At 62.6% G+C, this 23,191-nt stretch carries 26 protein-coding genes; 11 read left to right on the plus strand and 15 right to left on the minus strand.

Translation table 11 applies throughout. From position 1 onward, the window contains the following. Positions 1-41: 41 nt before the first annotated feature. The 11 genes from GE543_RS22505 to GE543_RS22555 form a co-directional block, all read right to left on the minus strand. The gene (locus GE543_RS22505) at positions 42-2,405 is read right to left on the minus strand and encodes an MMPL family transporter (protein WP_178118658.1); all 2,364 of its coding nucleotides are present in this window, start codon (positions 2,403-2,405) and stop codon (positions 42-44) included. Further along, the gene (locus tag GE543_RS22510; protein WP_153222419.1) at positions 2,389-3,003 is read right to left on the minus strand and encodes an outer membrane lipoprotein carrier protein LolA; all 615 of its coding nucleotides are present in this window, start codon (positions 3,001-3,003) and stop codon (positions 2,389-2,391) included. Before GE543_RS22510 ends, GE543_RS22505 begins: the two co-directional genes overlap by 17 nt. Further along, positions 3,000-3,449, minus strand: a complete 450-nt coding sequence (locus GE543_RS22515; protein ID WP_003316680.1) for a thioesterase family protein — start codon at positions 3,447-3,449, stop codon at positions 3,000-3,002. Before GE543_RS22515 ends, GE543_RS22510 begins: the two co-directional genes overlap by 4 nt. Positions 3,450-3,514: 65 nt before the next feature. Beyond that, complete coding sequence (locus tag GE543_RS22520; RefSeq protein ID WP_024692114.1) at positions 3,515-4,462, minus strand: glycosyl transferase; 948 nt, start codon at positions 4,460-4,462, stop codon at positions 3,515-3,517. Then, entirely contained in the window at positions 4,459-5,193 is a 735-nt protein-coding gene (locus GE543_RS22525; RefSeq protein WP_046237741.1) for a glycosyltransferase family 2 protein, read from the minus strand. The genes GE543_RS22520 and GE543_RS22525 overlap by 4 nt, the downstream gene beginning before the upstream one ends. Next, entirely contained in the window at positions 5,186-6,868 is a 1,683-nt protein-coding gene (locus GE543_RS22530) for an acyl-CoA synthetase family protein (RefSeq protein WP_178118659.1), read from the minus strand. The genes GE543_RS22525 and GE543_RS22530 overlap by 8 nt, the downstream gene beginning before the upstream one ends. A 10-nt stretch (positions 6,869-6,878) precedes the next feature. After that, entirely contained in the window at positions 6,879-7,424 is a 546-nt protein-coding gene (locus GE543_RS22535; protein ID WP_004409305.1) for a membrane protein, read from the minus strand. Continuing rightward, positions 7,421-7,675: an acyl carrier protein gene (locus GE543_RS22540; RefSeq protein WP_003316687.1), complete on the minus strand. Its 255-nt coding sequence runs from the start codon at positions 7,673-7,675 to the stop codon at positions 7,421-7,423. The genes GE543_RS22535 and GE543_RS22540 overlap by 4 nt, the downstream gene beginning before the upstream one ends. Before the next feature lie 9 nt (positions 7,676-7,684). Continuing rightward, positions 7,685-7,945 carry a phosphopantetheine-binding protein gene (locus tag GE543_RS22545; RefSeq protein ID WP_003316688.1) on the minus strand — a complete coding sequence of 87 codons (261 nt, stop codon included), beginning with the start codon at positions 7,943-7,945 and terminating at the stop codon, positions 7,685-7,687. Then, entirely contained in the window at positions 7,920-8,732 is an 813-nt protein-coding gene (locus tag GE543_RS22550) for a 1-acyl-sn-glycerol-3-phosphate acyltransferase (RefSeq protein ID WP_004409308.1), read from the minus strand. Before GE543_RS22550 ends, GE543_RS22545 begins: the two co-directional genes overlap by 26 nt. After that, positions 8,708-9,427, minus strand: coding sequence for a beta-ketoacyl synthase chain length factor (locus GE543_RS22555; protein ID WP_003414301.1), 720 nt, complete (start codon positions 9,425-9,427; stop codon positions 8,708-8,710). Before GE543_RS22555 ends, GE543_RS22550 begins: the two co-directional genes overlap by 25 nt. 308 nt (positions 9,428-9,735) lie before the next feature. Between GE543_RS22555 and GE543_RS22560 the strand changes: the two genes are divergently transcribed. Next, positions 9,736-10,515: a ParA family protein gene (locus GE543_RS22560; protein WP_003304810.1), complete on the plus strand. Its 780-nt coding sequence runs from the start codon at positions 9,736-9,738 to the stop codon at positions 10,513-10,515. A 419-nt stretch (positions 10,516-10,934) separates the two neighbouring features. Here the strand turns inward: GE543_RS22560 and GE543_RS22565 are convergent, their stop codons facing one another. After that, positions 10,935-11,330, minus strand: a complete 396-nt coding sequence (locus tag GE543_RS22565; protein WP_153222421.1) for a PAAR domain-containing protein — start codon at positions 11,328-11,330, stop codon at positions 10,935-10,937. A 262-nt stretch (positions 11,331-11,592) separates the two neighbouring features. Between GE543_RS22565 and mdcA the strand changes: the two genes are divergently transcribed. The 9 genes from mdcA (at position 11,593) to madM (ending at position 18,902) form a co-directional block, all read left to right on the plus strand. Then, on the plus strand, positions 11,593-13,269 hold the full coding sequence (gene mdcA, locus GE543_RS22570) for a malonate decarboxylase subunit alpha (RefSeq protein WP_046237743.1): 1,677 nt from the start codon (positions 11,593-11,595) through the stop codon (positions 13,267-13,269). Continuing rightward, positions 13,269-14,144 carry a triphosphoribosyl-dephospho-CoA synthase gene (locus GE543_RS22575; RefSeq protein ID WP_153222422.1) on the plus strand — a complete coding sequence of 292 codons (876 nt, stop codon included), beginning with the start codon at positions 13,269-13,271 and terminating at the stop codon, positions 14,142-14,144. The genes mdcA and GE543_RS22575 overlap by 1 nt, the downstream gene beginning before the upstream one ends. 1 nt (position 14,145) lies before the next feature. Further along, positions 14,146-14,445 carry a malonate decarboxylase subunit delta gene (locus GE543_RS22580; RefSeq protein WP_003346322.1) on the plus strand — a complete coding sequence of 100 codons (300 nt, stop codon included), beginning with the start codon at positions 14,146-14,148 and terminating at the stop codon, positions 14,443-14,445. After that, on the plus strand, positions 14,438-15,289 hold the full coding sequence (locus GE543_RS22585; protein WP_003414310.1) for a biotin-independent malonate decarboxylase subunit beta: 852 nt from the start codon (positions 14,438-14,440) through the stop codon (positions 15,287-15,289). Before GE543_RS22580 ends, GE543_RS22585 begins: the two co-directional genes overlap by 8 nt. Beyond that, positions 15,286-16,086: a biotin-independent malonate decarboxylase subunit gamma gene (mdcE, locus tag GE543_RS22590; RefSeq protein WP_153222423.1), complete on the plus strand. Its 801-nt coding sequence runs from the start codon at positions 15,286-15,288 to the stop codon at positions 16,084-16,086. The genes GE543_RS22585 and mdcE overlap by 4 nt, the downstream gene beginning before the upstream one ends. Further along, complete coding sequence (locus GE543_RS22595; RefSeq protein WP_153222424.1) at positions 16,080-16,718, plus strand: malonate decarboxylase holo-ACP synthase; 639 nt, start codon at positions 16,080-16,082, stop codon at positions 16,716-16,718. The genes mdcE and GE543_RS22595 overlap by 7 nt, the downstream gene beginning before the upstream one ends. Beyond that, complete coding sequence (gene mdcH / locus GE543_RS22600) at positions 16,715-17,650, plus strand: malonate decarboxylase subunit epsilon (protein ID WP_153222425.1); 936 nt, start codon at positions 16,715-16,717, stop codon at positions 17,648-17,650. Before GE543_RS22595 ends, mdcH begins: the two co-directional genes overlap by 4 nt. 69 nt (positions 17,651-17,719) lie before the next feature. Further along, a complete protein-coding gene (gene madL / locus GE543_RS22605) occupies positions 17,720-18,136 on the plus strand; it encodes a malonate transporter subunit MadL (protein WP_003366092.1) in 417 nt (138 codons plus the stop codon). 1 nt (position 18,137) lies between these two features. Then, entirely contained in the window at positions 18,138-18,902 is a 765-nt protein-coding gene (gene madM, locus GE543_RS22610) for a malonate transporter subunit MadM (protein WP_004409324.1), read from the plus strand. Position 18,903: 1 nt separating this feature from the next. Here the strand turns inward: madM and GE543_RS22615 are convergent, their stop codons facing one another. Then, positions 18,904-19,830 carry a LysR substrate-binding domain-containing protein gene (locus tag GE543_RS22615; RefSeq protein ID WP_153222470.1) on the minus strand — a complete coding sequence of 309 codons (927 nt, stop codon included), beginning with the start codon at positions 19,828-19,830 and terminating at the stop codon, positions 18,904-18,906. Between the two features lie 156 nt (positions 19,831-19,986). On the opposite strand from GE543_RS22615, the gene GE543_RS22620 reads away from it, so the two are divergent. Beyond that, on the plus strand, positions 19,987-20,601 hold the full coding sequence (locus GE543_RS22620; protein ID WP_003414317.1) for a hemolysin III family protein: 615 nt from the start codon (positions 19,987-19,989) through the stop codon (positions 20,599-20,601). 266 nt (positions 20,602-20,867) lie between these two features. On the opposite strand, the gene GE543_RS22625 is transcribed toward GE543_RS22620, so the two are convergent. Continuing rightward, on the minus strand, positions 20,868-21,587 hold the full coding sequence (locus GE543_RS22625) for a 16S rRNA (uracil(1498)-N(3))-methyltransferase (protein ID WP_153222426.1): 720 nt from the start codon (positions 21,585-21,587) through the stop codon (positions 20,868-20,870). Between the two features lie 134 nt (positions 21,588-21,721). Then, the gene (locus GE543_RS22630) at positions 21,722-23,128 is read right to left on the minus strand and encodes an adenosylmethionine--8-amino-7-oxononanoate transaminase (RefSeq protein WP_046236020.1); all 1,407 of its coding nucleotides are present in this window, start codon (positions 23,126-23,128) and stop codon (positions 21,722-21,724) included. Positions 23,129-23,191 lie beyond the last annotated feature (63 nt).

Consider the following 23,191-nt stretch of genomic DNA (forward strand, 5'->3'; position numbering starts at 1 on the left):
CGGTTGGGCGGTGGCAGGGAGTAACGACAGCGCTGCAAGATTCATGCGTGTGGCCCTTCAGCATTGGCTGGCGAATGAAGCGCTTTACGCGGGCTGGCCCAGGGCGCCAGCAGGAAGCTGAACGCCAGCCCCAGGCTGACCGAAAGGCCGAAGTTGCTGATCGCCGGGGTGCTGGAAACGGCCAGCAGGCCGAACGACAGCCAGGTGGTAAGCGCGGCCAGCAGCGTGCCCAGCAGGCTGACCGCTGCGCCGCCTATCTGCTCGCGCATCAGGATGGCGTAATCGACGCTGATCGCCGTGACCAGCAACAGGCCGAACAGGCTGAACAGGGTCAGCGGCTGACCGAGCCAGCCCAGGCTGGCGAGGCTGCACAGCGCCGCCAGCAGGGGCAGGGCGACGATGCGCAATGCACCACCGAAGCCAAACGGCGCGATCAGCAGCAGGACAATCAGCACGCACGACGCCAGCTTCAATTGCGCTGCGCTGATCTGCGTGTGGGCAAACACCTCGTTGAGCTCACCCAGGCGGTCGACCAGTTGCACGCCCTCCAGCCCGATGGCCTGCACGCGCAGCAACGCCATGCTGTTCATGCCGCGCAGGCTGACAATGCTGGCGACACCTTGATCGCCGTCGTCATCGCGTGTCGGTCCCAGCCAGAGCGTGCGCCACGGTTCGCTCAGCGGGCCTTGAAGCGCCTGATCGACGTCTTGCGTCGGCAGTGCCTGCAATTGCGCCAGTTCAGCCTTCAAGGCACTGGCCGGAACGCCAAGTTCTACCAGCGGCGCCCAGTATTGCGGCAATTTGCCCAGTGCACCGCGGGTAGCCTGTTGTTCGGCAGGCGAATCGAGCAACTGATTGAGCGCCATGTAGCCTTGCAGCTTGTCCATGCTGACCAGTTGGTCGAGCCGTTGGGTCAGTTCGGACTGCCGATCCAGCAACTGCTGTTGGTCCTTGCCGCGCACCAGAAAGAACTGGCTGGTGGGCTGATAACCGGTGATCCGCGCGATGGCCTGGGCTTCATCGGTCAACGCCTGAGGTGCTGCCACCCATTGGCGGATATCGTTCTTGGTGGTCAGGTGCCAGAGTCCGCCGCCACAGAAGGCCAACAGCAGCACCAGCAGGATCGGTGTGCTGATGCGCAGCAGCAAGGCGGCGCGGCAGTCGAGCATCAATTGCGCCAGTTTCAGCGGCCACTGGGCAGGGCTGATCTCGACGTTGGCGAGCAGCGCGGGCAGCAGGCACACCGCCGTCAGGTAGGCGCCGATCAGGCCGGCCGCCGAGAACACCGCAATTTGCGTGAGTGCCGGGAACGGCGTCCAGGCCAGCGCCAGGTAGCCGATGCAACTGGTGATCAGGCTCAGGCTCAGGCCCGGCAGGGTCAGGCGCAAGGCGGGCCAGCTGCGCCAGGGCTTGAGGCTCCAGCTCTTGGACAGGTAGTGCAGCGGGTAATCCACCGCCACCCCGATCAGGCTCGAGCCCAGCACCAGCGTCATGACGTGCATGCTGCCGAATATCGCGACGCAGGCCACCGCGCCGAAGAGCATGCCGACCACCACCGGCACGAATGCCAGCAGCACGCTCCAGCGCCGGAAGGCGAGCAACAGCAACAACAGGATACCGACCGTTGCGCCACCGCCGACCCAGGTGATTTCCCGGCTGGCCTGCTTCTGCCCGTCGGCAGCGTAAAGCAGCCCGCTGGCCGCGAGTAATTGACCACCTGCCTGACTGGCCTGTACCCGCGCTTGCGCCAGCAGGTCGGCAACCTGGCCGGGCAGGTGCATATCGAAGGCATCGGTTCGGGTTCGCGAACGCAGCAGTACCCAGCTTTTACCCTCGGCGCTGGCCACCAGCGCGCCGCTGGCCAGGTCCGCTTCGACCGAGCCCTGCTTCGGCAGGCCGTTCTGGATACGTCCGGTCAGCCCCAGCCAGTCATCCTGGCCAGGCACCAGGCTGAACCCGGCAAACGGGTCGAACAGCGTCTGCACGCGCTGTTCGATGAAGGTTTTCGGGTCGTCGATCAGCAGTGTGCGATCCGCTGTCGGCAACATGGCGATGCGCCCTTGCAGCAACTGGGTGCGCAACGCGGGCAGGTCGGCCTGCAGCGACCACTGGACCTTCTCGAACAGGCCGGTCGACTGCCATTGTTCAGCCAGAGTGCGTGCCAGTTCGACAGCCTTCTGCCGATCGCTGTGGCCCACCAGCACCAGCATTTCCCGGTTGAGCGGTTCCTGCATGCGCTTTTCGGCGCTCACCACCAGTTCGTCGTTATCGGTGCCCGGCACCAGCTCCATCAGGTTGGCCGACAGCGGCGAGCGGTCGTGCCACTGCCAGCCAGCGAGCGCCAGTACGCCTGCCAGAATCAGCAGGAACAGTCGCGGCAACAGCCGCTCAGTCTTTGAAGTCATTACGCTGCGCATCGGTCAGGGTCGGAGCGCTGCTGCTGTCGATCATTTTCAGGACCGTGCTGTCGCCCTGGGTTTCCAGCAGCTCGATACGCTGCACCAGTTCGCCACCGTCGATGTTGATCTGCTTGAACACTTGTTGCAGCAGCATCGAACGCGGCGTCAGGGTGAGGTGCCAGGCAGTCGCCTCGCCCTTGAGCTGCAAGTCGAAATCCCGCTGCAGGCCGCTGCTGTCGCCTTGCAGGACCGCCAGGAACAGACGGTTCTGCTCGGCGCCGGCGTTCTTGTTCGGCACCGGCTTCCAGCTGCTGACATTGCCAGCGGTTTCACGACGGGCAATACCGTCGGCGTTGATGCGGTAATCCTGCTTGAGCGGTGTTTCCAGCAGCCAGAGCAGCCCGAAATCCCTGGCGAGCACGAAGCGGCCCTTGCTGAGCAGCGGTTGCGGCAGGGCGCGCAGGTGTTTTTCCTGAACGAAACGACCCTGCACCACCGCAGGTTTGGCGAGCTGGTCGCTCAGTTGTTGCAGGTCGAACGCCTGTGCCAGGGAACAAAGGCACAGCAGACCCAGCAGGATCAAGGTACGAAGCGGGCGGTTCATGGCGAGGCGCTCTCTATTGTGCTCTCAAGGGCATTTTTCACGGCATCGATGAACACCTGCGGCGAGGCCAGTTGCATTTCCCGGCTCTGGCTGTCGACGGCGACCTGCACAGTGCTGGCGCGGGTCAGGCGCTCACCGGTGTGTGCATCGGTGATCAGGTAATTGATCTTCAGACGGTTCTCCCACTCCACCAGACTGGCGCGCACGTTCAGTGTCTGACCGAACACGGCGCTGCGCACATAGCGCAACTGCAGATCGATCACCGGCCAACCATAACCGGATTCGAGCATCTGCATGTAGTTATGCCCGATATGATCGAGCAGCGCGCAACGCGCCACTTCGAGGTACTTCACGTAGTGCCCGTGCCAGACGATGTTCATCATGTCGACGTCGAAAAACGGCACGACGATTTCAGTGTCGATGTGCAGAAAACCCTTACTGCGCATGTAACCTCCTGTGGCGACCTGCGCTGATCTTACGACGCAGCACATGATCGCCGAGCGCGATCAGCTCATGAGCCTGATTCATCGGCAGACTTCCAGAATGGGTAGAAATTGAACCACTGCTGCGGCGCTTCCAGGCAATAGTGCCCAAGACGCTCGGCATAACGCGTGGCCCACTGCTCGATGACCTGAGCGCGGTCGCTGCGCCGCCACTCGATGGCGTCGGCGAACGGTTCCAGAATCACCCGGTAGCCTTTCGCACCCTTGAGGCAGAAGAACAGATTGACCGGGCACTTGAGCAGCCCGGCCAGCAGCCAGGGGCCTTGCGGGAAGGTCGCCGGCTGGCCGAGAAAGTCGACCCGCACATTGCGCCCGCCATGCAGGGCGACGCGGTCACCGGCGATGGCCAGCCACTCGCCTTCGTCCAGACGCTGGCTTAATTGCAGCATGATGGCCGGGTCCAGCTCGCTGACCTGAATCAGGCGCAGATGGGTCGCGCCAGCTTCGCCGAGCAGGCGATTGAAACGTTCGGCGTGTTTGGTGTGCACCAGCACGTTCATGGTGACCTTTTCGCCGAGTTCGGCCAGCGCCCGGCACACTTCGAGGTTGCCCAGGTGCGCACCGACCAGCATCTGTCCGCGTTGGCCACGCAGGTTCTGGCGCAGCAGGGCCTGGTCGACGATCTCGATCTGATCAATACCCAGCCTGCCGTTCCACACGTCGAGCTTGTCGAGCAAGGAATCGGCAAATGCCATGAACTGGCCGAACACCCGGCGCTGGCTGGGCCGCAGTTCGGGCTTGCCGCTCCAGTCAGCCAGGTGCTGCTGGTATTGCCAGATGCTGTGCCGGGCACGTCGGCCGAAGACAAAGAAATACAGAACGATGCCATACAGCACCGGGCTGAGCAGGCGCCGACCTAGCACCCGCATGCCCCAGGCGGTGAGTTTCATGAGCATGAAACTGCCGCGCTCCTGATGACTGGCCCAATGCTCCTTGGGCGACTTGTCGATGCTCATGGCCGCCACCGTCGCCACAGGATCATTGGCAGGCGTAGCAGCATGCCGAAGAACAGCTTGGCGTGCATTTTCGAAATCAGCGCGTTGTCGTGAAACAGGCGGAAATGCGACAGGCCGTCCTGCGGGTAGTGCACGCGGGTCGGCAGCCAGCGCATCGGCTGGCCGCGCCAGGACAGGCGCACGAGCATTTCCGAGTCGAAATCCATGCGCCTGCCGATCTTCACGCTGTCGATCAGCGCCAGCACCGGGGCCAGTGGATAGAGGCGAAAGCCGCACATGGAATCGCGAATGTGCAACGACAGGGTATTGATCCACACCCAGACGTGGGTCAGGTAGCGTGCATACAGACGGCCTTTGGGCACGCTCTCGTCGAATTGCGGATAGCCACAGATCAGCGCATCCGGGTGCTGGCGCGACTGCTCCAGAAATACCGGGATATCGCTCAGATCATGCTGGCCATCGGCATCGACCTGCAACGCATGGCTGAAACCCAGCCGGATCGCCTCGCGGAAGCCGGCCATCACCGCGCCGCCCTTGCCCTGATTGACCGGCAGGCGCAGCAGGTAGATAGCCTCACCCTGCGCCAGCTGCTGTAACACAGCTTCGCAGGCCGGGCTGCTGGCATCGTCGACCAGGATGCACGGCAACCCTGCGTTACGCACGGCCTTGACCACGTTGGGCACGGCCCGCTCGTGGTCGAACACCGGAATGATCACGCAAGGCTTATGCATGGTCGTCCACCAGGAGGATCCGGCCACTGGAGCAGGGCGCGTTGTCGGCGTTGCGAAAGGCGAAGTGCAGCTTGGAGCGTGCTGCATCGAAGCGCAGCGTCAGCGTGAGGCGGTCGCCGGGGCGCACCAGTTGCTGGAATTTGAGCACCTCCATGCCGGCGAATCCGCATGGCAGGTCGAGCAGTCGCTGGCCCAGGCTGATCGCCCAGTCGACCTGCACCACGCCCGGCAAAATCGGCGCCTTGGGAAAGTGGCCGCTGAAAAACGCCAGATCGGGCGGGACACTCAATTGCAGGTGCAACTCGCCTTCGATGCTCCGTTGCTCAAGCACTTCCGGCTGTTTCGAGCGTGGCGCCAGCAGCAGCGCCTCGACGTCTGCTTGCGGCAGCTTGCCTTGGGCGTTGAGCGGCATCTGCCGCAGCAGCCGCCAGCGACGCGGCAGGGCGATGGTTTCGCAATGCGGCTGCAGGTAGTGTCGCAAGGCTTCGGTGAGCGCCCGACGGCCCTGATTGCGCAGGGCCAGCAAGCCCGCGTCGCTGAGCACCAGCAGCGCGCCCAGCGAGGCACGGTTTGTCTGCACCACGCCAAGGCGCGCTTCACTCACCCACGGGTGAGCCGCGAGGGCCTGCTCGATCAGCGGCAAGGACACGCGCTTCTCTTCGAGTTTGACGATGCGGTCGAGCCTGCCCAGCAGTTCGAAGCGCCCGTCTGCACCGATCAGCGCCGCATCGGCGGTCTGCTCGACATGGCCGGGCGGCAGATAGGGCGAGCTGATGCGCAGCGCACCTTGCGCGTCCTGACTCAGCTCTACGCCGTCGAAGGCCTGCCAGCGCTGCCCGCCCTGACGCCAGGCGATGCCGCCGGTTTCCGAGCTGCCGAGAATCTCAGTCGGCCACTGACCGAGGCGTTGCTGCAGGCTGTGTGCGGCTTCGGCCGGCAATGCACCACCGGAAGAGAACACCCGGCGCACGGCCGCAAGACCCGGCCAGTCGAGATTGTCGCCCATGCGCTTGAGCAGCGCGGGGCTGGCGACCCAGGCGAATGACGGGTATTCACGGCTGGCGCGTTGCAGGTCTTCGGCGAACGGCAACTGCCGGCGCACGAACGGGCGTGCCGCGCACAGCGGCCACAGCAAGCGAAACAGCAGCCCGTAAATATGTTGCGTCGCCACGCTGCCGATCATGCATGCCGAGCCCAGCTCCGCGCCCCACAGCTGCTCCAGCCCGCAGACTTCGTTGGCCAGTTGCCGCAGGCGCTTCTCGATCAGTTTGGGCTCGCCGCTGGAGCCTGAGGTGCACAGGCTCAGCCGGCACTGGTCCAGGTCCAGCGCTGCCGCCGGGAGAGGCGCGGCCTGCAGATCGCTCAGGTGGGTGTCACCCGGCAGGTCGGTCAGCCACAGGTCGACCTGATTCGCCCAGCGCTCGCGGGTCTGGCCCTGCAAGTCGGCGGGCAGCAACACGTGCACACCTGCGCGCCAGGCCGCGAACAACGCAATGGCCAGGTCGGCGGCATCTTCGAGGTGCACTGCAAGGTGCGTGATGCCACGCGCCTGCAGTCCTGCGGCCACGCCGAGCGCCTGATCACGAAACTGCGCGTGGTCGAGGGTCGGGGCCAGCGTCAGCAGCCGGTCGGGCAGCGCATCGAGCAGCAGGTGTTCCAGGTTCAACCAGTTCATGCGATCCATTTCATTTGCCGCCCGCTGAGGGTGGGCGGACGATCCATTCGACAGCGAACAATATGCCCATCAGGCCGTAGGAAATCAGGCCGGTGTACAGCGTCCACCATGACAACGGTGCCCACAGCGTCAGGATGGCTGACGTGAGGCCGTTGACGAGGAAGAACAGGCACCATATCTGCGTGACTTTACGCGTATAGCGGATACCGGCCTCAGGCAGATCGGGGCGGTTCAGGCGCGCCATCTTTTCCACGATCGGCGGGCCGTAGACCAGGCTTGAACCGAACAGACCGAGCATGAAGGTGCTGACCAGTACCGGGTACCAGCGCAGCATCATGTGGCTGTCGAGGGCGCCGAGCACCACGCAAAAGATCAGCGCGACAATCGCCATCGCCAGGCTGCCTTGCTTGCGCTCTCCGGTCAGGGCGCGCGCCAGCCACAGGCTGCCGAGCAGCAGCGCGAACTGCCAGGGGGCGAAATGCTCGGTCCCCCAATAGACGGCGAATGGATAGAGCACGCCGGCCAGCACCAGAATCAGGCCAATCAGCCGCTTCATTCGGCGCTGTTGACCAGTTTGTAGACGGCCTCTACCACGTCGTTTACGGTTCTCACCGACTTGAATTCTTCAGCCGCAATCTTCTTGCCGGTCTTGCGTTTGATGTGATCGATCAGGTCCACGGCATCGATACTGTCGATTTCCAGGTCCTGATACAGATTGGCTTCAAGCGTGACTCGCTCAGGCTCCAGTTCGAACAGTTCCACCATTGCGGTGCGCAGGATTTCGAAGATGTCTTCACGGGTTTGCATGTTCAATTCTCAGGCCGGTTGTCTGGCGCTGACGAAGGCCGCAAGGCTGTCGACGCTGGCGAAATGGTTACGGGTGTCCTTTGCATCGGCATCGATCCTGATGCCATAACGCTTCTGGATGGCCAGGCCCAATTCGAGTGCATCCACCGAGTCCAGTCCCAGTCCTTCGCCAAACAGCGTCATATCGTTGCCGATATCTTCCGGGGTGATGTCTTCGAGGCCCAGGGCATCGATGATCAACAATTTAATGTCCTGGTGCAGATCGCTCATCTGAGGCGAGCTCCTTGGTGAAATAGTCATGCAGGTAATCGTTGAGCTTGCGGGACGCCAGGGGCGGTGGGCCTAGCGCACTGAAGGCGGTTGGGTCTATATCGGCACCGACGCGCAAAGTGAAGTGCACGCGGCGTTGCGGAATGCGATACCAGGGCTCGGCCTTGGTCAGGGTGGTCGGCTGGACCTTGATCGTCACCGGGGTGATGACGCTTGCGCCACGCAGCGCAATGGCTGCCGCGCCGCGGTGAAAGACCGGCGGCTGACCTGGCTGGGTGCGCGTGCCTTCCGGGAAGATGATCAGTGTCTGGCCGCTTTGCAGGCGCTCTACGGCGGCGTCGAGCATGTCCATGCTGCCATCGTTGCTGATGTAACCGGTGGAGCGCACAGGGCCGCGGGTGAACGGGTTCTCCCACAGGCTGCGTTTGACGACGCAGTTGGCGTCACGCACCAGCCCGATCAGGAACACCACATCGATCAGTGACGGGTGGTTGGCGATGATCATCTGCCCGGGGCGGCCAAGCTTTTCGGCGCCTTGCACGTCGTAGGTCAGCACACGCATGCGCGCCATGATGCGGATGAACAGCCAGAACAGGCGGCTGATGGTCCGCCGCGCGCGACGCTGATGGCTGGCCACACTGCCAGGCAGGCAACTCAAGACTGGAAAAACGAACAACCGCAGGCATAAACCGCTCAACCCGAACAGGGCAAAGCTGATGCCTGTTGCCAGCAGACGCCAGTAATAGGCGTCCCGACCTTTCTTCAGTGACTGCGTTGCCAGTTCCATAACCGGTTATTCCAGGGGTGCAGGCAGACGGATTGATCAGTGTGCAAGGCCCGCAGCAGGTTCAGGGCGTGAGGCCACTGAGTGCGCTTGGTGCCTTGCGTATCGGTGTTCAGAGACAGTTGCCACTCATTCCCCGGCGTCAGCAGCAAGCCGACCGCGTAGGGAAAGGGCACGTCATCAATCCATTGGGCATAGGCTTGCGGTGGCTGTTCTTCAGTCACCACAAGCAATACTGCTTCTGCTCCCTCGGCCAGCAACGCTGCGGCCTCGAATGCTCCATACTCCAGCCCGTCGCCTGTGGCGGCCAGGGCTGTCATCTCACTTGTTTCACCGCGCATGATCGACCACAGACCAATGACGGCGTTATGCACTGAAAGGCTGAACTGGGTCGGTGAAAGCGGCTCGCTGGCGGCCAGATCACGCAGGATTTCAAAGGTCCTCGGGGTCTCTCCGTGGCGCGAGACAAACACCAGCGGGACGCGCTCCAGCCCTTCAGTCAATGGCCAACCGACGGCAAACGCCATTCTTGCCATACGGCCCAGGCGGCGGCGTTGCATCGCAGGAAGAAAAGACACGTCTGGCGCTGCGTCACTGGTTTCCAGCAACGTCGGATCGAGGCTCCATCTCTGCCAGTCTTCCGCGCTCGCCAGGCCCGGCGCCCAGGCTTGCCATCGTGCAATGTTGAAGGTGATCAAGGCTTCTCTTCCCGCCCCTGCGGGCTTGTTTCTCGCTACATCGATATCAGGTCGATATCAGCCTGGGTGCGGTAATTGACCGAGTGCGCGCATTATCCTGATGGGGCTCATTACTAGCAAATTTGTTACATAAAAACCGTTTACAGGCGTGTATTTTAAGGTTGAAGTCGTTTTTCTGTATGACAACCGGCTGGCAACTGTTTTGCGTTAAGCTCACCGTTGTCATATGTGCTGTCTAGAATCGACCTCCTCTTACGGTCGTTATCGGCCACTGCTGCTGTTTCTTCATCTTTCAAGGAATCCAAAGCATGCGTCGCGTGGTATTCAATCAGAAGGGCGGTGTCGGCAAATCGAGCATCGCCTGCAATCTGGCTGCAGTCAGCGCTCACGAAGGCTATCGGACGTTATTGATCGATCTCGATGCCCAGGCCAACTCGACTCAGTACCTCACCGGCCTCACCGGTCAGGATATTCCGATGGGGATTGCCGAGTTCTTCAAGAACACGCTGTCCGGCTCCCCGGTCGCCAAGAAGAACCATGTCGATATCTACGAAACACCGTTCGACAACCTGCATGTGGTCACGGCGACTGCAGAGCTTGCTGACCTGCAGCCCAAGCTCGAGGCCAAGCACAAGATCAACAAGCTGCGCAAACTGCTCGACGAGTTGAGCGAAGATTACGAGCGTATCTATCTGGATACGCCGCCAGCGCTGAATTTTTATGCGGTTTCGGCGTTGATCGCGTCTGATCGGGTGCTGATCCCTTTTGACTGCGACAGCTTCTCGCGACAGGCGCTGTACGGGCTGATGCGCGAGATCGAAGAATTGAAAGAGGACCACAACGAAGGTCTTCAGGTGGAAGGCATCATCGTCAACCAGTTCCAGCCCAGGGCCAGCCTGCCGCAGCAAATGCTCGACGAACTGATTGCCGAAGGCTTGCCGGTGCTGCCGGTGTACCTCAACGCCTCGGTAAAAATGCGCGAGTCGCATCAGGCCAACCTGCCGCTGATCCACCTCGACCCACGGCACAAACTGACGCAACAGTTCGTGGAACTGCATCACTTGCTCGAGACCAACGCCCATCCGTGATGGGCCACGGTGAGAGCAATCGTCATACGCAAGTCCGCTCTTGATTCTGGCCGAAGGCCGCAGGAGCGACCGGGGCTGCGATCCGCCTTGTTCGCGAAGGCTCGTCATGCAGAAGTCCGTTCTTGATTCTGGCCGAAGGCCGTAGGAGCGAACTTGTTCGCGAAGGCTATATTCCTGACGCATAAAATCCATCGACTGTAACGCCCTCTTCGCGGACAAGTCCGCTCCTACAGGACACCGCAAACACCCGCAGGAGCGATCGGGTCAGCGATCCGCCTTGTTCGCGAAGGCTATATCCTGACGCAGAAAATCCATCGACTGTGCCGGCCTCTTCGCGGACAAGTCCGCTCCTGCAGGGCACCGCAAACACCCGGTTCGCTCCTAAGCCCTTTGACGTGCGTTCTACCGCGTAACTCTTGCTACGTCAGCGGCCTCAATACATCAGGCGTGAAGCTGCCGTCCTTCATCGAACGGGCCAGGTGTTCGGCATTCTGGCGGGCAGTGTTGGCCAGTTCTTCGGGGATGGTGATGGTCGCGTCCATGTCGGCCCGGACATGCTCCTGCGAGGTGGTCAGCGTATTGCTGCCGGGCTCGCAGCCACACTGCACCTCATGCCCCTGAGTGGCGACCGCCACGAGTTCGTCGATGTAGGTGGGGTTGCCCTGAGCGATGAAGCCAATCTGCTTGCAGGCCGGGCACCACACCGGGTCTCCCATGCGCGCCACACGGCGCCGTTCGATGACTTCGCTTGCCGATGCGGCCAGCACGAAGCCGCGTGTGGTGGTGATATCGCCTTCCCTGACTATAAATGACATCGCGCTACTGCCTCTGGGTTACGGAAAACCTCAAGGCTAGGCGCAAACACGGATTCCGATAGCTCCCCTGGCCCTTTAAAGAGCGGTCCTACGCAATTACCAGCCGGGCGTTTCGAGCATGTTGCACGCGCAATGACGCGCCCGGCGAAACATCCGTTGCCCTATCGTTACTCCAGCCGTAATGATTCGACGCGCTGCTTGATTGATGCTCGACCGCTATCGCTCCTATGGTGGCCGACGACAGCAAAATCGTGGAGCGATCATGACAACAACAACTTCCCCCGACGCACGCTGGACACGTCGTCGCAGCGAGAAGCAGCGGCGTCTGGAGCAAGTGCGGGCGTTGGCCGACGGTGTGGTGTTGCCGACCGACAAAATCGTCGCGGCGCTGGAGGCCCTGCTGGTTTCCGGCGACCGCGTGGTGCTTGAAGGCAACAACCAGAAGCAGGCGGACTTCCTCTCCCGCGCGCTGGCCAAAGTCGATCCGGGCAAGGTGCATGACCTGCACATGATCATGCCGAGCGTCGGCCGCGCCGAGCACCTGGACCTGTTCGAGCAAGGCATTGCGCGCAAGCTGGACTTCTCGTTTGCCGGTACGCAAAGCCTGCGCATCAGTCAGTTGCTGGAAGACGGCCTGCTGGAAATCGGTGCGATCCACACCTACATCGAACTCTATTCACGGCTGGTGGTGGACCTCATCCCCAATGTGGTGCTGGCAGCAGGCTTCATGGCCGACCGCGCCGGCAACATCTACACCGGGCCCAGCACCGAAGACACCCCCGCACTCATCGAACCGGCGGCATTCAGCGACGGCATCGTCATCGTCCAGGTCAACCAACTGGTCGATGACGTCAGCGAGCTGCCACGCGTGGACATCCCGGCCTCATGGGTCGACTTTGTGGTGGTCGCCGACAAGCCGTTCTATATCGAACCGCTGTTCACCCGCGACCCGCGCCATATCAAGCCGGTGCATGTGCTGATGGCGATGATGGCGATTCGCGGTATCTACGAGAAACACAACGTCCAGTCGCTAAACCACGGCATTGGTTTCAATACCGCCGCCATTGAGCTGATTCTGCCGACCTACGGCGAGTCGCTGGGCCTGAAGGGCAAGATCTGTCGCAACTGGACACTCAATCCGCACCCGACGTTGATCCCGGCCATCGAAAGCGGCTGGGTCGAGAGCGTGCATTGTTTCGGCACCGAACTGGGCATGGAGAACTACATCGCCGCGCGCCCGGATGTGTTCTTCACCGGACGCGACGGCTCGCTGCGTTCCAACCGCCAGCTCTGCCAGCTGGCCGGGCAGTACGCGGTGGACCTGTTCATCGGCGCAACCTTGCAGGTCGATGGCGACGGGCATTCCTCGACGGTCACCCGTGGTCGTCTGGCCGGTTTTGGTGGCGCGCCGAACATGGGCCACGACCCACGCGGCCGGCGTCATGCCACGCCCGCCTGGCTCGACATGCGTCAGCAGCACGATGACGGCCCGGCGGCCTACCTGGAGCGCGGCAAGAAACTGGTGGTGCAGATGGTCGAGACGTTCCAGGAGGGTGGCAAACCGACCTTCGTCGAAACCCTGGACGCCGTCGAGGTGGCGAAGAAAAGCGGCATGCCGCTGGCACCGATCATGATCTACGGCGACGACGTGACCCACCTGCTGACGGAAGAAGGCATCGCCTACCTCTACAAGGCGCGCAGCCTTGAGGAACGCCAGGCGATGATTGCGGCAGTGGCGGGCGTGACCGTGATCGGCTTGCGCCATAACCCCAAGGACACCGCACGCATGCGCCGTGAAGGGCTGATCGCGTTGCCCGAAGACCTCGGCATTCGTCGCACCGACGCCAGCCGTGAACTGCTGGCCGCCAAGAGCATTGCCGACCTGGTTCAGTGGTCCGGTGGCCTCTACAACCCGCCCGCCAAATTCAGGAGCTGGTAATGAGCGCACTTCAATGGACACCGCAATCGGCCTCGCTGGCCGAGCGACTGGCCGATCTGGCGGTCGATGCCTTGATCGACGAAGCCGACCTGTCGCCCAAACCGGCTCTGGTGGACCGGCGTGGCAGCGGCGCGCACAGCGACCTGCACCTGGGGTTGATGCATTCTTCGGCGCTGTCGTTGTGGCCGACTTTCAAGTGGATGGCCGACGCCGCCACGCAGTTCGCTGTCGTGGGCCAGCCATTGCGTGAGGCATTGGGCAGGCTTGGCCGTGAAGGCGAAGCCACGATGCTGCGCACCACCAGCGGGGTGAATACGCATCGCGGCGCGATCTGGGCGCTGGGCCTGCTGGTGACCGCTGCCGCGCTGGATCCTCAGGAATGCGCGCCCGATGTCATCTGCGCGCGCGCTGCCGCTCTGGCCCAGATCAAGGACCGCCAGGTGCTCAGGCAAAACAGCCACGGTGATCAGGTGGTTCGTCGTTACGGCGTCATGGGCGCCAGAGAGCAGGCACAGCAGGGTTTCCCGGCGGTCAGGCTGTTCGCCTTGCCGCAACTGCGGCGCAGCCGTGCGGCAGGCAGCGGCGAGCAGAACGCCCGGCTGGATGCGCTGCTGGCAATCATGACTACGCTGGACGACACCTGCGTGCTGCATCGCGCCGGCATCGAAGGGCTGAACGCCATGCAGCAAGGCGCACAGCGCGTGCTGGACGCCGGAGGCAGCGCCAGTCTGGCGGGCCGCCGCGCACTGAACGCGCTGGATCAGCACCTGCTGGCCCTCAATGCTTCGCCCGGTGGCGCGGCGGATCTGCTGGCTGCCTGCCTGTTCATCGATGGCCTTGAGCCTGCGCTCGGCCCTGTTTCGAGGAGTGCCTGAAATGGAAACCCTGTCTTTTGAATTTCCTGCCGGACAGCCGCCCAAGGGCCGTGCGCTGGTGGGTGTGGTGGGCTCCGGTGATCTGGAGGTGCTGCTTGAACCCGGCAAACCGGGCACCTTGTCGATTCAGGTAGTGACGTCGGTCAACGGTGCCGCGCTGCGCTGGCAGCACCTGTTCGAACGCATGTTCGACGGTCAGACCCCGCCTGCGCTGAGCATCGATATTCATGACTTCGGCGCGACGCCCGGCGTCGTGCGTTTGCGCCTGGAGCAAGGCTTCGAGGAGATCGGCCATGACTGATAACGCACGTTTGCTGAATCAGCACAGTTTCATCGAACTGGGTGCCCGACAGCGCGCCCGTGCCTTGCTGGATGCCGGCAGCTTCCGCGAATTGCTCGGGCCGTTCGATCGGGTCATGTCGCCGTGGCTGGCCATGCAGGGCGTGGTGCCCCAGGCGGATGATGGCGTGGTGGTCGCCAAAGGCACTGTCGATGGTCGGCCAGTGGTTATCGCCGCCATCGAAGGTTCTTTTCAGGGCGGCAGCATGGGCGAAGTCGGCGGCGCGAAAATGGCTGGTGCGCTGGAGCTGGCCGCCGAAGACAACCGCAACGGCATTCCCACCGCCGCGATCGTGCTGCTGGAAACCGGTGGCGTGCGTTTGCAGGAAGCCAATCTGGGCCTGGCCGCGATTGCCGAGATTCATGCCGCGATAGTCGACCTGCGTCAGTACCAGCCAGTGATTGGCGTGGTGGCCGGGAGCGTCGGCTGTTTTGGCGGGATGTCCATCGCCGCGGGGCTGTGCAGTTACCTGCTGGTGACCCAGGAAGCGCGTCTGGGCCTGAACGGTCCGCAGGTGATCGAGCAGGAAGCCGGCATCGAAGAATACGACTCCCGCGACCGTCCGTTCATCTGGAGCCTTACCGGTGGCGAGCAACGCTTTGCCAGCGCGCTGGTGGATGGTTTTGCTGCCGACGATGTCGCCGATATCCGCCAGCAGGTCAGCGGCTGGCTCAAGCAGGGCGTGCCCGACACGCATCGCAGCAGTCAGTACCCACTGTTCCTGCAACGCCTGGCCAGCCTCGACACTGAGCCGCAAATCGATCCGCAAAGCGTGCGCACCCTCTATCAAGGAGCCCGGTCATGAGTCATTCACAGCGGGGTTTGAACTGGTTCAACGCCTTGAGCGCAGGCGCCCGTGAAGTCACTGGCCTGCCTGCCTCACTCAAGGTGGCCGATGGTTTTCTCTGCGAGCAGGCGGTGCGTTTCGTTGCCGTGATTGCCGATACCGACAACCGCTTTCCCCGGGCGCGTCAGGGCGAAGTCGGCCTGCTGGAAGGCTGGGGCCTGGCCAAGGCGGTGGACGAGGCCATCGAGCAGGATCGCGACCGCGCCGAAAAGCGCGCACTGATTGCCATCGTCGACGTCCCGAGCCAGGCCTACGGGCGTCGCGAGGAAGCGCTCGGTATCCATCAGGCATTGGCCGGGGCCGTGGACAGTTACGCGCGAGCACGTCTGGCCGGGCACCCGGTGATCGGCCTGCTGGTCGGCAAAGCGATGTCCGGCGCATTCCTGGCCCACGGCTATCAGGCCAATCGATTGATCGCGCTACGTGATCCCGGCGTGATGGTGCATGCGATGGGCAAGGCCTCGGCAGCCCGCGTAACCCTGCGCAGCGTCGAGGATCTGGAAAAGCTCGCCGCCAGCATTCCGCCGATGGCTTACGACATCGACAGCTACGCCAGTCTCGGTCTGCTGTGGGAAACCCTGGCGGTCAGCCAGATCGAACAGCCCGCTGCCGATGATCTCACCCAGGTGCGCCATGTGCTGAGCAGGGCGATCAAGGACGTGCAGGCCCGCGGCGTCGATCTGAGCAGTCGCCTGGGCGCCAGCAACCGTGCGGCGTCGGCCAATGTGCGCCAGTTGCTGCGGGCGCAATGGTGATCAGCAACACTGGCGCAGTGCTGCCCCACGATTTGTTGTGGGGCATGCCGCTGACTGCGTTGGCGGACGATGCGCCCAAATGGGCGGTCGACGCCGTGCTTGCAGGGCACCCGGTGGTGGTCCGGCGTCAGGCAATGCCCGCTGGACAGGTGGCTGTGGGTTTGCGTGGTCGCAGTCGGGAGCAGCGCTATGCCGCGAGCATGCCGTTGGCCGACGTCTGCCGAAGGGTCATGCCCGAGCAGTTGATCGACGTCCCGACCGAGAGTCATCAGCAATGGCCGGCGTTGCATGCGTTGCGCCAGATCCGTCCGGTCATGGAGGCGCTGGAGCTGGACTGGGGCGTGGGCGGCAGTGCCGGATTCGAGCTGGCCAGCGGTATTGCGGCGTTGCATCAGGACAGCGATCTGGACCTGATCCTGCGCACCCCGGGACGCCTGGGTCGCCGCTGTGCCGCCGAGCTGGTCGAGGCGCTGGAAACCTCGGTCTGCCGGGTCGACGTCCAGCTGCAACTCGAGCAGGGTGCCGTGGCGCTGCGTGAGTGGGCGCGGCCAACGGGGCGGGTGCTGCTCAAGACCGCCACCGGCGCGCGGCTGGTTGCAGACCCATGGCACCTGGGTCAGGTGCGCGCATGAGCAGCCTGTGGGTATTTCCCGGCCAGGGCGCGCAGCAAGCCGGCATGCTGCATCAGTTGCCGGACGATGCTGCGGTGCGCGACTGCCTGCAGGAAGCCGCCGATGCGCTGGGCGAAGACGTGCTTGCGCTGGACACCGACGAGGCACTGCAAGCCACCCGTGCCGTTCAGCTTTGCCTGTTGATCGCGGGCGTCGCATGCGCGCGCGTGCTGCAGGCGCGTGATTGCGTGCCGGACTACCTGGCAGGGCTGTCCATCGGTGCTTATCCGGCAGCGGTGATTTCGGGTGCGCTGGCCTTTGACGACGCCGTGCGCCTGGTCGCGCTGCGTGGCGAGCTGATGCAAAGCGCCTGGCCGCAGGGTTACGGCATGACCGCGCTCATCGGTCTGGACCAGACGCGGGTAGAAGCGCTGATCGCGCAGGTACACAGCGCGAAGACACCGGTATTTCTCGCCAATATTAACGCCGACAACCAGATGGTGATCTCCGGCAGTGCCGAGGCGATGCATCAGGTCGGTCAACTGGCCAAGGCCGCCGGCGCGGCAGCGGTCAAGCGTCTTGCCGTCAGCGTGCCGTCGCATTGCGCCTTGCTGGACGCCCCCGCGCAACAACTGGCCGAGGCCTTTTCGAGCGTTGCGCTGCAGGCACCCGCGATACGTTACCTGAGCGGCAGCACGGCGCGACCTGTGTTGAATGCCGAGAAGCTGCGTGAAGACCTGGCGTTCAACATGTGTCGGGTCATCGACTGGCGCAGCACCGTGGAAACCGCCTGGGAGCGGGGCGTGCGCCTGCACATCGAATTGCCGCCCGGCAGCGTGCTGACCGGGCTGGCGCGCAAGGTGTTCCAGCAGGGCACCGCGCTGGCTTTTCAGGCTGCGCGTCTGGACAGCCTGGTCGCGCTGTCGCGCGAGGAGGGTCGCCGCACCCTATAGAGCCGCCGTGCAGCTGCTACGAAGGACAAAAACAACAACTTCAGCAATGCAAACAGAGGAATAACAACAATGATTATCTACGGTGTTGCACTACTGGCCATCTGCACGCTTGCGGGCGTGATTCTCGGCGATATGCTCGGCGTTCTGCTGGGCGTGAAATCCAATGTGGGCGGGGTCGGGATCGCCATGATCCTGTTGATCTGCGCGCGCCTGTGGATGGAAAAACACGGCGGCATGAGCAAGGACTGCGAAATGGGTGTCGGCTTCTGGGGTGCGTTGTACATCCCGGTGGTGGTGGCGATGGCCGCACAACAAAACGTGGTAACCGCACTCAAGGGCGGGCCGGTGGCGGTGTTGGCCGCTGTGGGTTCGGTGGTGCTGTGTGCCTGCACCATCGCAGTGATCAGCCGCACTAATCGCGGTGAGCCGTTACCCAAGGAAGAGCCGCTGCTGACGCCTGAAATCGCCCCGGCCGGAGGTCGCTGATATGTGGGACCTCATCGAGAAGGGACTTGAACACAACGGCCTGATCACCGCTTTCGCTTTCGTCGGCATCATCATGTGGGTGTCTGTGGTGCTGTCCAAACGGCTGACGTTCGGCCGGGTGCATGGTTCGGCCATTGCGATTGTCATCGGGCTGATTCTGGCCTGGGTCGGCGGCACCTTGACCGGCGGCCAGAAAGGGCTGGCGGATATCACGTTGTTTTCCGGTATCGGCCTGATGGGCGGGGCGATGCTGCGTGACTTCGCTATCGTGGCGACGGCGTTTGAAGTGCAGGCCACCGAAGCGCGCAAGGCCGGACTGATCGGGGCCATAGCCTTGCTGTTGGGCACAATTCTGCCGTTTATCGTCGGCGCGAGCATTGCCTGGGTATTCGGTTATCGGGACGCGATCAGCATGACCACCATCGGTGCCGGGGCAGTAACCTACATTGTCGGCCCGGTGACCGGTGCTGCGCTGGGTGCCACCTCCGATGTGATGGCGCTATCGATTGCCACCGGCCTGATCAAGGCAATTCTGGTGATGGTCGGCACGCCCATGGCGGCGCGCTGGATGGGGCTGGACAATCCGCGCTCGGCGATGGTTTTCGGTGGTCTGGCGGGTACTGTCAGCGGCGTTACCGCAGGGCTGGCAGCAACCGACCGGCGTCTGGTGCCTTATGGCGCGCTGACCGCCACGTTCCACACCGGTCTGGGCTGCCTGCTCGGGCCATCGGTGCTGTACTTCATCGTGCGCGCCATCGTCGGCTAGGTCAGGTCGTCTGTTCCAGCAGCCGGTTGGTGTACATCCGGCACTCGGCCAACAGCGCGAGCAGGTTGGGATCGCGCTGTTTGGACTTGAGAAAAACAATGCCGATGTGTTGCTGCATCCGGTAGCGGCTCTGCAACGGGATCAGGCGCACGCGGTTTTCATAGACCGCGGCGATTCTTCCCGGCAGCAGTGCATAGCCGACGCCGGAGCTGACCATACTCAGCAGGGTGAAGATGTCATTGACCTGCATCGCCACCTTGGGCTCGAAACCGGCCTGCTGAAATACCCTGATTCCGTCGCGGTGCGTGGCGAAGCCTTGGGTCAGGGTGATGAACGTCGCTTCGCGCAGGTCGCCCAGGTCCACTTCAGAGTGTTCGGCGAACGGTGAGTCGATGGGGACGGCGAGAAAGATGTCATCGGAAAACAGCGCCAGGTGCTCGCAGTCCGGGTCATGGGTGCTTTCATCCAGCGACACCAGCATCGCATCGACTTCCATGTTCTTGAGCTTGTAGAGCAGGTCCATGTTCGAGCCCAGAATCAGGTCGATATTCAGCTCGCTGCGGCGGATCTTCAGGCCCATGATCAACTGCGGCACCGTCTTGACCGTCAACGAATACAACGCCCCCAGCCGAAACCGCGCCGCTGAGAAGCCTGCTGCCTGACGCGTCAGCTCTACCGTGGCCAGCACATCCTGGACCAGTTTCTGTGCACGTTCTTCCAGCACATACGCGCTTTCCAGCGGCGTCAGGTTGCGTCCCTCGTGCTTGAACAACGGGCAACGCAGCGCGCTTTCCAGCGAATGAATGGCGCGGTGCACGCTGACGTTACTGGTCTGCAGCTCCTCAGCCGCCCGCGCCAGATTGCCGGTGCGCATGAAGGCGAGGAATATTTCCATTTTCTTGAGCGTCAGTTCGTCATCGATCTGCATGTCGTGGCGCTTGTGGTTGAAGTGCGCTGATTGTGCACAACTCATGCGTCGATAGCTGCTTAAAATATCCGTCACTGACACAGGTGTTGCGGTTTGTTTCAATAAGCCGGAGTCTCTGTTTCCAGTGTTTTCGCCATTAAGAGAGGTATTGAGCGGATGTACTACGGAGAAAAATTCAACGCCTGGTCGCACCTGGTCGGCGCCGTACTGGCGGCCGTCGGTGCGATCTGGTTATTGGTCATGGCGTGTCTGCATGGTGATGTCTGGAAAGTGGTCAGCATGGCCATTTATGGAGTGTGTCTGGTGACGCTGTACAGCGTCTCGACGGTCTACCACAGCGTCAAGGGACGCTCGAAATCGATCATGCAGAAGGTCGACCATTTTTCGATCTACCTGATGATTGCCGGCAGCTACACCCCGTTTTGTCTGGTGACATTACGCGGTGCATGGGGCTGGACCCTGTTCGGAATTGTCTGGGGGCTGGCGCTGATCGGCATCCTGCAAGAGATAAAACCGCGCTCCGAAGCGCGCATCATGTCCATCGTGATCTATGCGGTGATGGGCTGGATCGTGCTGGTGGCCGTCAAGCCACTGCTGGCTGCGCTCGGTGTATCGGGTTTTATCTGGCTGGCCGGAGGCGGCGTGCTGTACACCGTCGGCATCCTGTTCTTCGCCTACGACCAGATCCGCCACTTTCACGGCATCTGGCACCTGTTCGTCATCGGCGGCAGTTTGATGCACTTCGTGGCGATTTGTTTTTATGTGCTGTGAGGAAGGGCGATGGGGATCTGACTCTCGTTCCCGCGCTCCAGCGCTCTGCGTTATACGCAAGTCTGCTTCTGATTCTGGCCGAAGGCCGTAGGAGCGACCGGGGCGGCGATCCGCATTGTTCGCGAAAGGGCCAGTATATTCGTCGAAAATGCATCGCCTGAACTACTGTCTTCGCGAACAAGTTCGCTCCTACGCCCTCCGGGCAGAAGCCCATCAGGACTTGTGTATAACGATGAGCGCATGAGCGTGGGGACCATCATCAGCGATCAAAAATCGCCCCACAACTGCTGCGCCACGCTGAGCGCGACCACGGGAGCGGTTTCAGTGCGCAGCACGCGCGGGCCGAGGCGTGCGGCGTGGAAGCCGGCGTCTTGCGCCTGGGCGACTTCCGCGTCGTTCAGACCGCCTTCCGGACCGATCAGAAAGGCCAGGCTGGCGGGCTTGTCATGGCTGGTCAGGGGTTCGGCCACCGGGTGCAGGACCAGTTTCAGGTCGGCCTCGGTGTGCTTGATCCACTCGGTCAGCGGCATCGGCGCATGAATCACTGGCACCACGGAGCGGCCACATTGCTCGCAGGCGCTGATTGCGATCTGCTGCCAGTGCGCCTGACGCTTCTCGGCACGCTCGTCTTTCAGGCGCACCTCGCAGCGTTCGCTGACAATCGGCGTGATTTCGCTGACGCCCAGCTCGGTGGCCTTTTGAATCGCCCAGTCCATCCGCTCGCCGCGCGACAGGCCCTGACCGAGATGAATGCGCAGGCCTGACTCTACCTGGCCCGCGAAGCTTTCAGTGAGCTGCACATGCACGCGCTTCTTGCCGACTTCCAGCAAGGTGCCGCGAAATTCCTGACCCGAACCGTCGAACAGTTGCAGCGCGTCACCTTCGGTCATGCGCAGCACGCGGCTGATGTAATGCGCCTGGGCCTCAGGCAGTTCATGCTCGCCCAGACTCAGCGGCGTTTCAGTAAAAAAGCGCGACAGTCTCATGGTGTGTCTCGGTTCCAGTGTTCGTTTTGGGATGACGCATTCGCGAGCAAACGAAGGTCGCCCGGACAGGCCCCTGCCAGTGGGAGCGAGCTTGCTCGCGAAGGCGCCAGTCCGGCTGCATTCAGTTCTAGCCCTTAACCCGGATCGCGAAAGTCCGGATGAAAGTTCTCGCGCACGGCAACACTGACACTGCTGCGGGTCGCGATATCAATGCCTTCGCTGGCCACCTCGGCGAGGAAGTCGATCTGCTCCGGCGTGATCACATACGGCGGCAGGAAATACACCACACTGCCCAGCGGCCGCAGCAGTGCGCCACGCTCCAGTGCGTGCTGGAAGACTTTCATGCCGCGGCGTTCCTGCCACGGGTAGGCGGTCTTGGTGGCCTTGTCCTGAACCATTTCGATGGCGATGGCCATGCCGGTCTGACGCACTTCCGCGACGTGCGGGTGATCGACCAGATGCGCAGTGGCCGTCGCCATGCGTTGCGCCAGGGCCTTGTTGTTCTCGATGACGTTGTCCTGCTCGAAGATATCCAGGGTCGCCAGCGCCGCCGCACAGGCCAGCGGGTTGCCGGTGTAACTGTGCGAGTGCAGAAACGCACGCAGGGTCGGGTAGTCGTCGTAGAACGCGTCGTACACATCATCGGTGGTCAGGCAGGCGGCCAGCGGCAGGTAGCCACCGGTCAGCGCCTTGGACAGGCACAGGAAGTCCGGACGAATGCCGGCCTGTTCACAGGCGAACATGGTTCCGGTACGGCCGAAACCGACAGCGATTTCATCGTGGATCAAGTGCACGCCATAGCGGTCGCAGGCGTCGCGCAGCAGCTTGAGGTAGATCGGGTGATACATGCGCATGCCGCCCGCGCCCTGGATCAGCGGTTCGACGATCACTGCCGCGACGCTGGCGTGGTGCTCGGAGAGGGTCTGCTCCATGGCGGCGAACATGTTGCGCGAATGCTCTTCCCAGCTCATGCCGTCCGGGCGGTGGTAGCAATCGGGGCTCGGCACCTTGATGGTGTCGAGCAGCAGCGCCTTGTAGGTTTCGGTGAACAGCGGCACGTCACCGACCGACATCGCCGCCATGGTCTCGCCGTGGTAGCTGTTGGTCAGGGTGACGAAGCGTTTCTTGTCCGGCTGGCCGCGATTGAGCCAGTAGTGAAAGCTCATTTTCAGCGCGACTTCGATGCACGATGAGCCGTTATCGGCGTAGAAGCAGCGGGTCAGGCCGTCAGGCGTGAGCTTGACCAGCCGTTCGGACAGCTCGATCACCGGCTGATGGCTGAAGCCGGCGAGGATCACGTGCTCGAGCTGGTCGACCTGGTCCTTGATGCGCTGATTGATGCGCGGGTTGGCGTGTCCGAAAACGTTGACCCACCAGGAGCTGACAGCGTCCAGATAACGCTTGCCCTCGAAGTCTTCAAGCCATACGCCTTCACCACGCTTGATCGGTATCAACGGCAGATTTTCGTGGTCTTTCATCTGGGTGCAGGGGTGCCACAGGACCTTCAGGTCACGTTGCATCCACTGGTCATTGAGGCCCATTTTCAATCTCCGGGTAGCGACTCGCCTGATGCGAGGACGAACAATCGCGCAAGCCTATGCAAT

Origin of the sequence: Pseudomonas sp. SZ57 (assembly GCF_009495975.1) — a bacterium.
Classification (GTDB): Bacteria; Pseudomonadota; Gammaproteobacteria; order Pseudomonadales; family Pseudomonadaceae; genus Aquipseudomonas; species Aquipseudomonas syringae.

Coding starts and splice junctions, on each gene's coding strand:
- GE543_RS22550 (WP_004409308.1), bottom strand. CDS start 8,732: ATGGAACTGGCAACGCAGTCACTGAAGAAAGGTCGGGACGCCTATTAC.
- GE543_RS22565 (WP_153222421.1), bottom strand. CDS start 11,330: ATGTCATTTATAGTCAGGGAAGGCGATATCACCACCACACGCGGCTTC.
- GE543_RS22545 (WP_003316688.1), bottom strand. CDS start 7,945: ATGAGCGATCTGCACCAGGACATTAAATTGTTGATCATCGATGCCCTG.
- madM (WP_004409324.1), top strand. CDS start 18,138: ATGTGGGACCTCATCGAGAAGGGACTTGAACACAACGGCCTGATCACC.
- GE543_RS22560 (WP_003304810.1), top strand. CDS start 9,736: ATGCGTCGCGTGGTATTCAATCAGAAGGGCGGTGTCGGCAAATCGAGC.
- mdcE (WP_153222423.1), top strand. CDS start 15,286: ATGAGTCATTCACAGCGGGGTTTGAACTGGTTCAACGCCTTGAGCGCA.
- mdcH (WP_153222425.1), top strand. CDS start 16,715: ATGAGCAGCCTGTGGGTATTTCCCGGCCAGGGCGCGCAGCAAGCCGGC.
- GE543_RS22625 (WP_153222426.1), bottom strand. CDS start 21,587: ATGAGACTGTCGCGCTTTTTTACTGAAACGCCGCTGAGTCTGGGCGAG.
- mdcA (WP_046237743.1), top strand. CDS start 11,593: ATGACAACAACAACTTCCCCCGACGCACGCTGGACACGTCGTCGCAGC.
- GE543_RS22575 (WP_153222422.1), top strand. CDS start 13,269: ATGAGCGCACTTCAATGGACACCGCAATCGGCCTCGCTGGCCGAGCGA.
- GE543_RS22580 (WP_003346322.1), top strand. CDS start 14,146: ATGGAAACCCTGTCTTTTGAATTTCCTGCCGGACAGCCGCCCAAGGGC.
- GE543_RS22520 (WP_024692114.1), bottom strand. CDS start 4,462: ATGAGCATCGACAAGTCGCCCAAGGAGCATTGGGCCAGTCATCAGGAG.
- GE543_RS22540 (WP_003316687.1), bottom strand. CDS start 7,675: ATGCAAACCCGTGAAGACATCTTCGAAATCCTGCGCACCGCAATGGTG.
- GE543_RS22615 (WP_153222470.1), bottom strand. CDS start 19,830: ATGCAGATCGATGACGAACTGACGCTCAAGAAAATGGAAATATTCCTC.
- GE543_RS22620 (WP_003414317.1), top strand. CDS start 19,987: ATGTACTACGGAGAAAAATTCAACGCCTGGTCGCACCTGGTCGGCGCC.
- GE543_RS22505 (WP_178118658.1), bottom strand. CDS start 2,405: ATGACTTCAAAGACTGAGCGGCTGTTGCCGCGACTGTTCCTGCTGATT.
- GE543_RS22510 (WP_153222419.1), bottom strand. CDS start 3,003: ATGAACCGCCCGCTTCGTACCTTGATCCTGCTGGGTCTGCTGTGCCTT.
- GE543_RS22535 (WP_004409305.1), bottom strand. CDS start 7,424: ATGAAGCGGCTGATTGGCCTGATTCTGGTGCTGGCCGGCGTGCTCTAT.
- GE543_RS22515 (WP_003316680.1), bottom strand. CDS start 3,449: ATGCGCAGTAAGGGTTTTCTGCACATCGACACTGAAATCGTCGTGCCG.
- madL (WP_003366092.1), top strand. CDS start 17,720: ATGATTATCTACGGTGTTGCACTACTGGCCATCTGCACGCTTGCGGGC.
- GE543_RS22525 (WP_046237741.1), bottom strand. CDS start 5,193: ATGCATAAGCCTTGCGTGATCATTCCGGTGTTCGACCACGAGCGGGCC.
- GE543_RS22595 (WP_153222424.1), top strand. CDS start 16,080: ATGGTGATCAGCAACACTGGCGCAGTGCTGCCCCACGATTTGTTGTGG.
- GE543_RS22630 (WP_046236020.1), bottom strand. CDS start 23,128: ATGGGCCTCAATGACCAGTGGATGCAACGTGACCTGAAGGTCCTGTGG.
- GE543_RS22530 (WP_178118659.1), bottom strand. CDS start 6,868: ATGAACTGGTTGAACCTGGAACACCTGCTGCTCGATGCGCTGCCCGAC.
- GE543_RS22585 (WP_003414310.1), top strand. CDS start 14,438: ATGACTGATAACGCACGTTTGCTGAATCAGCACAGTTTCATCGAACTG.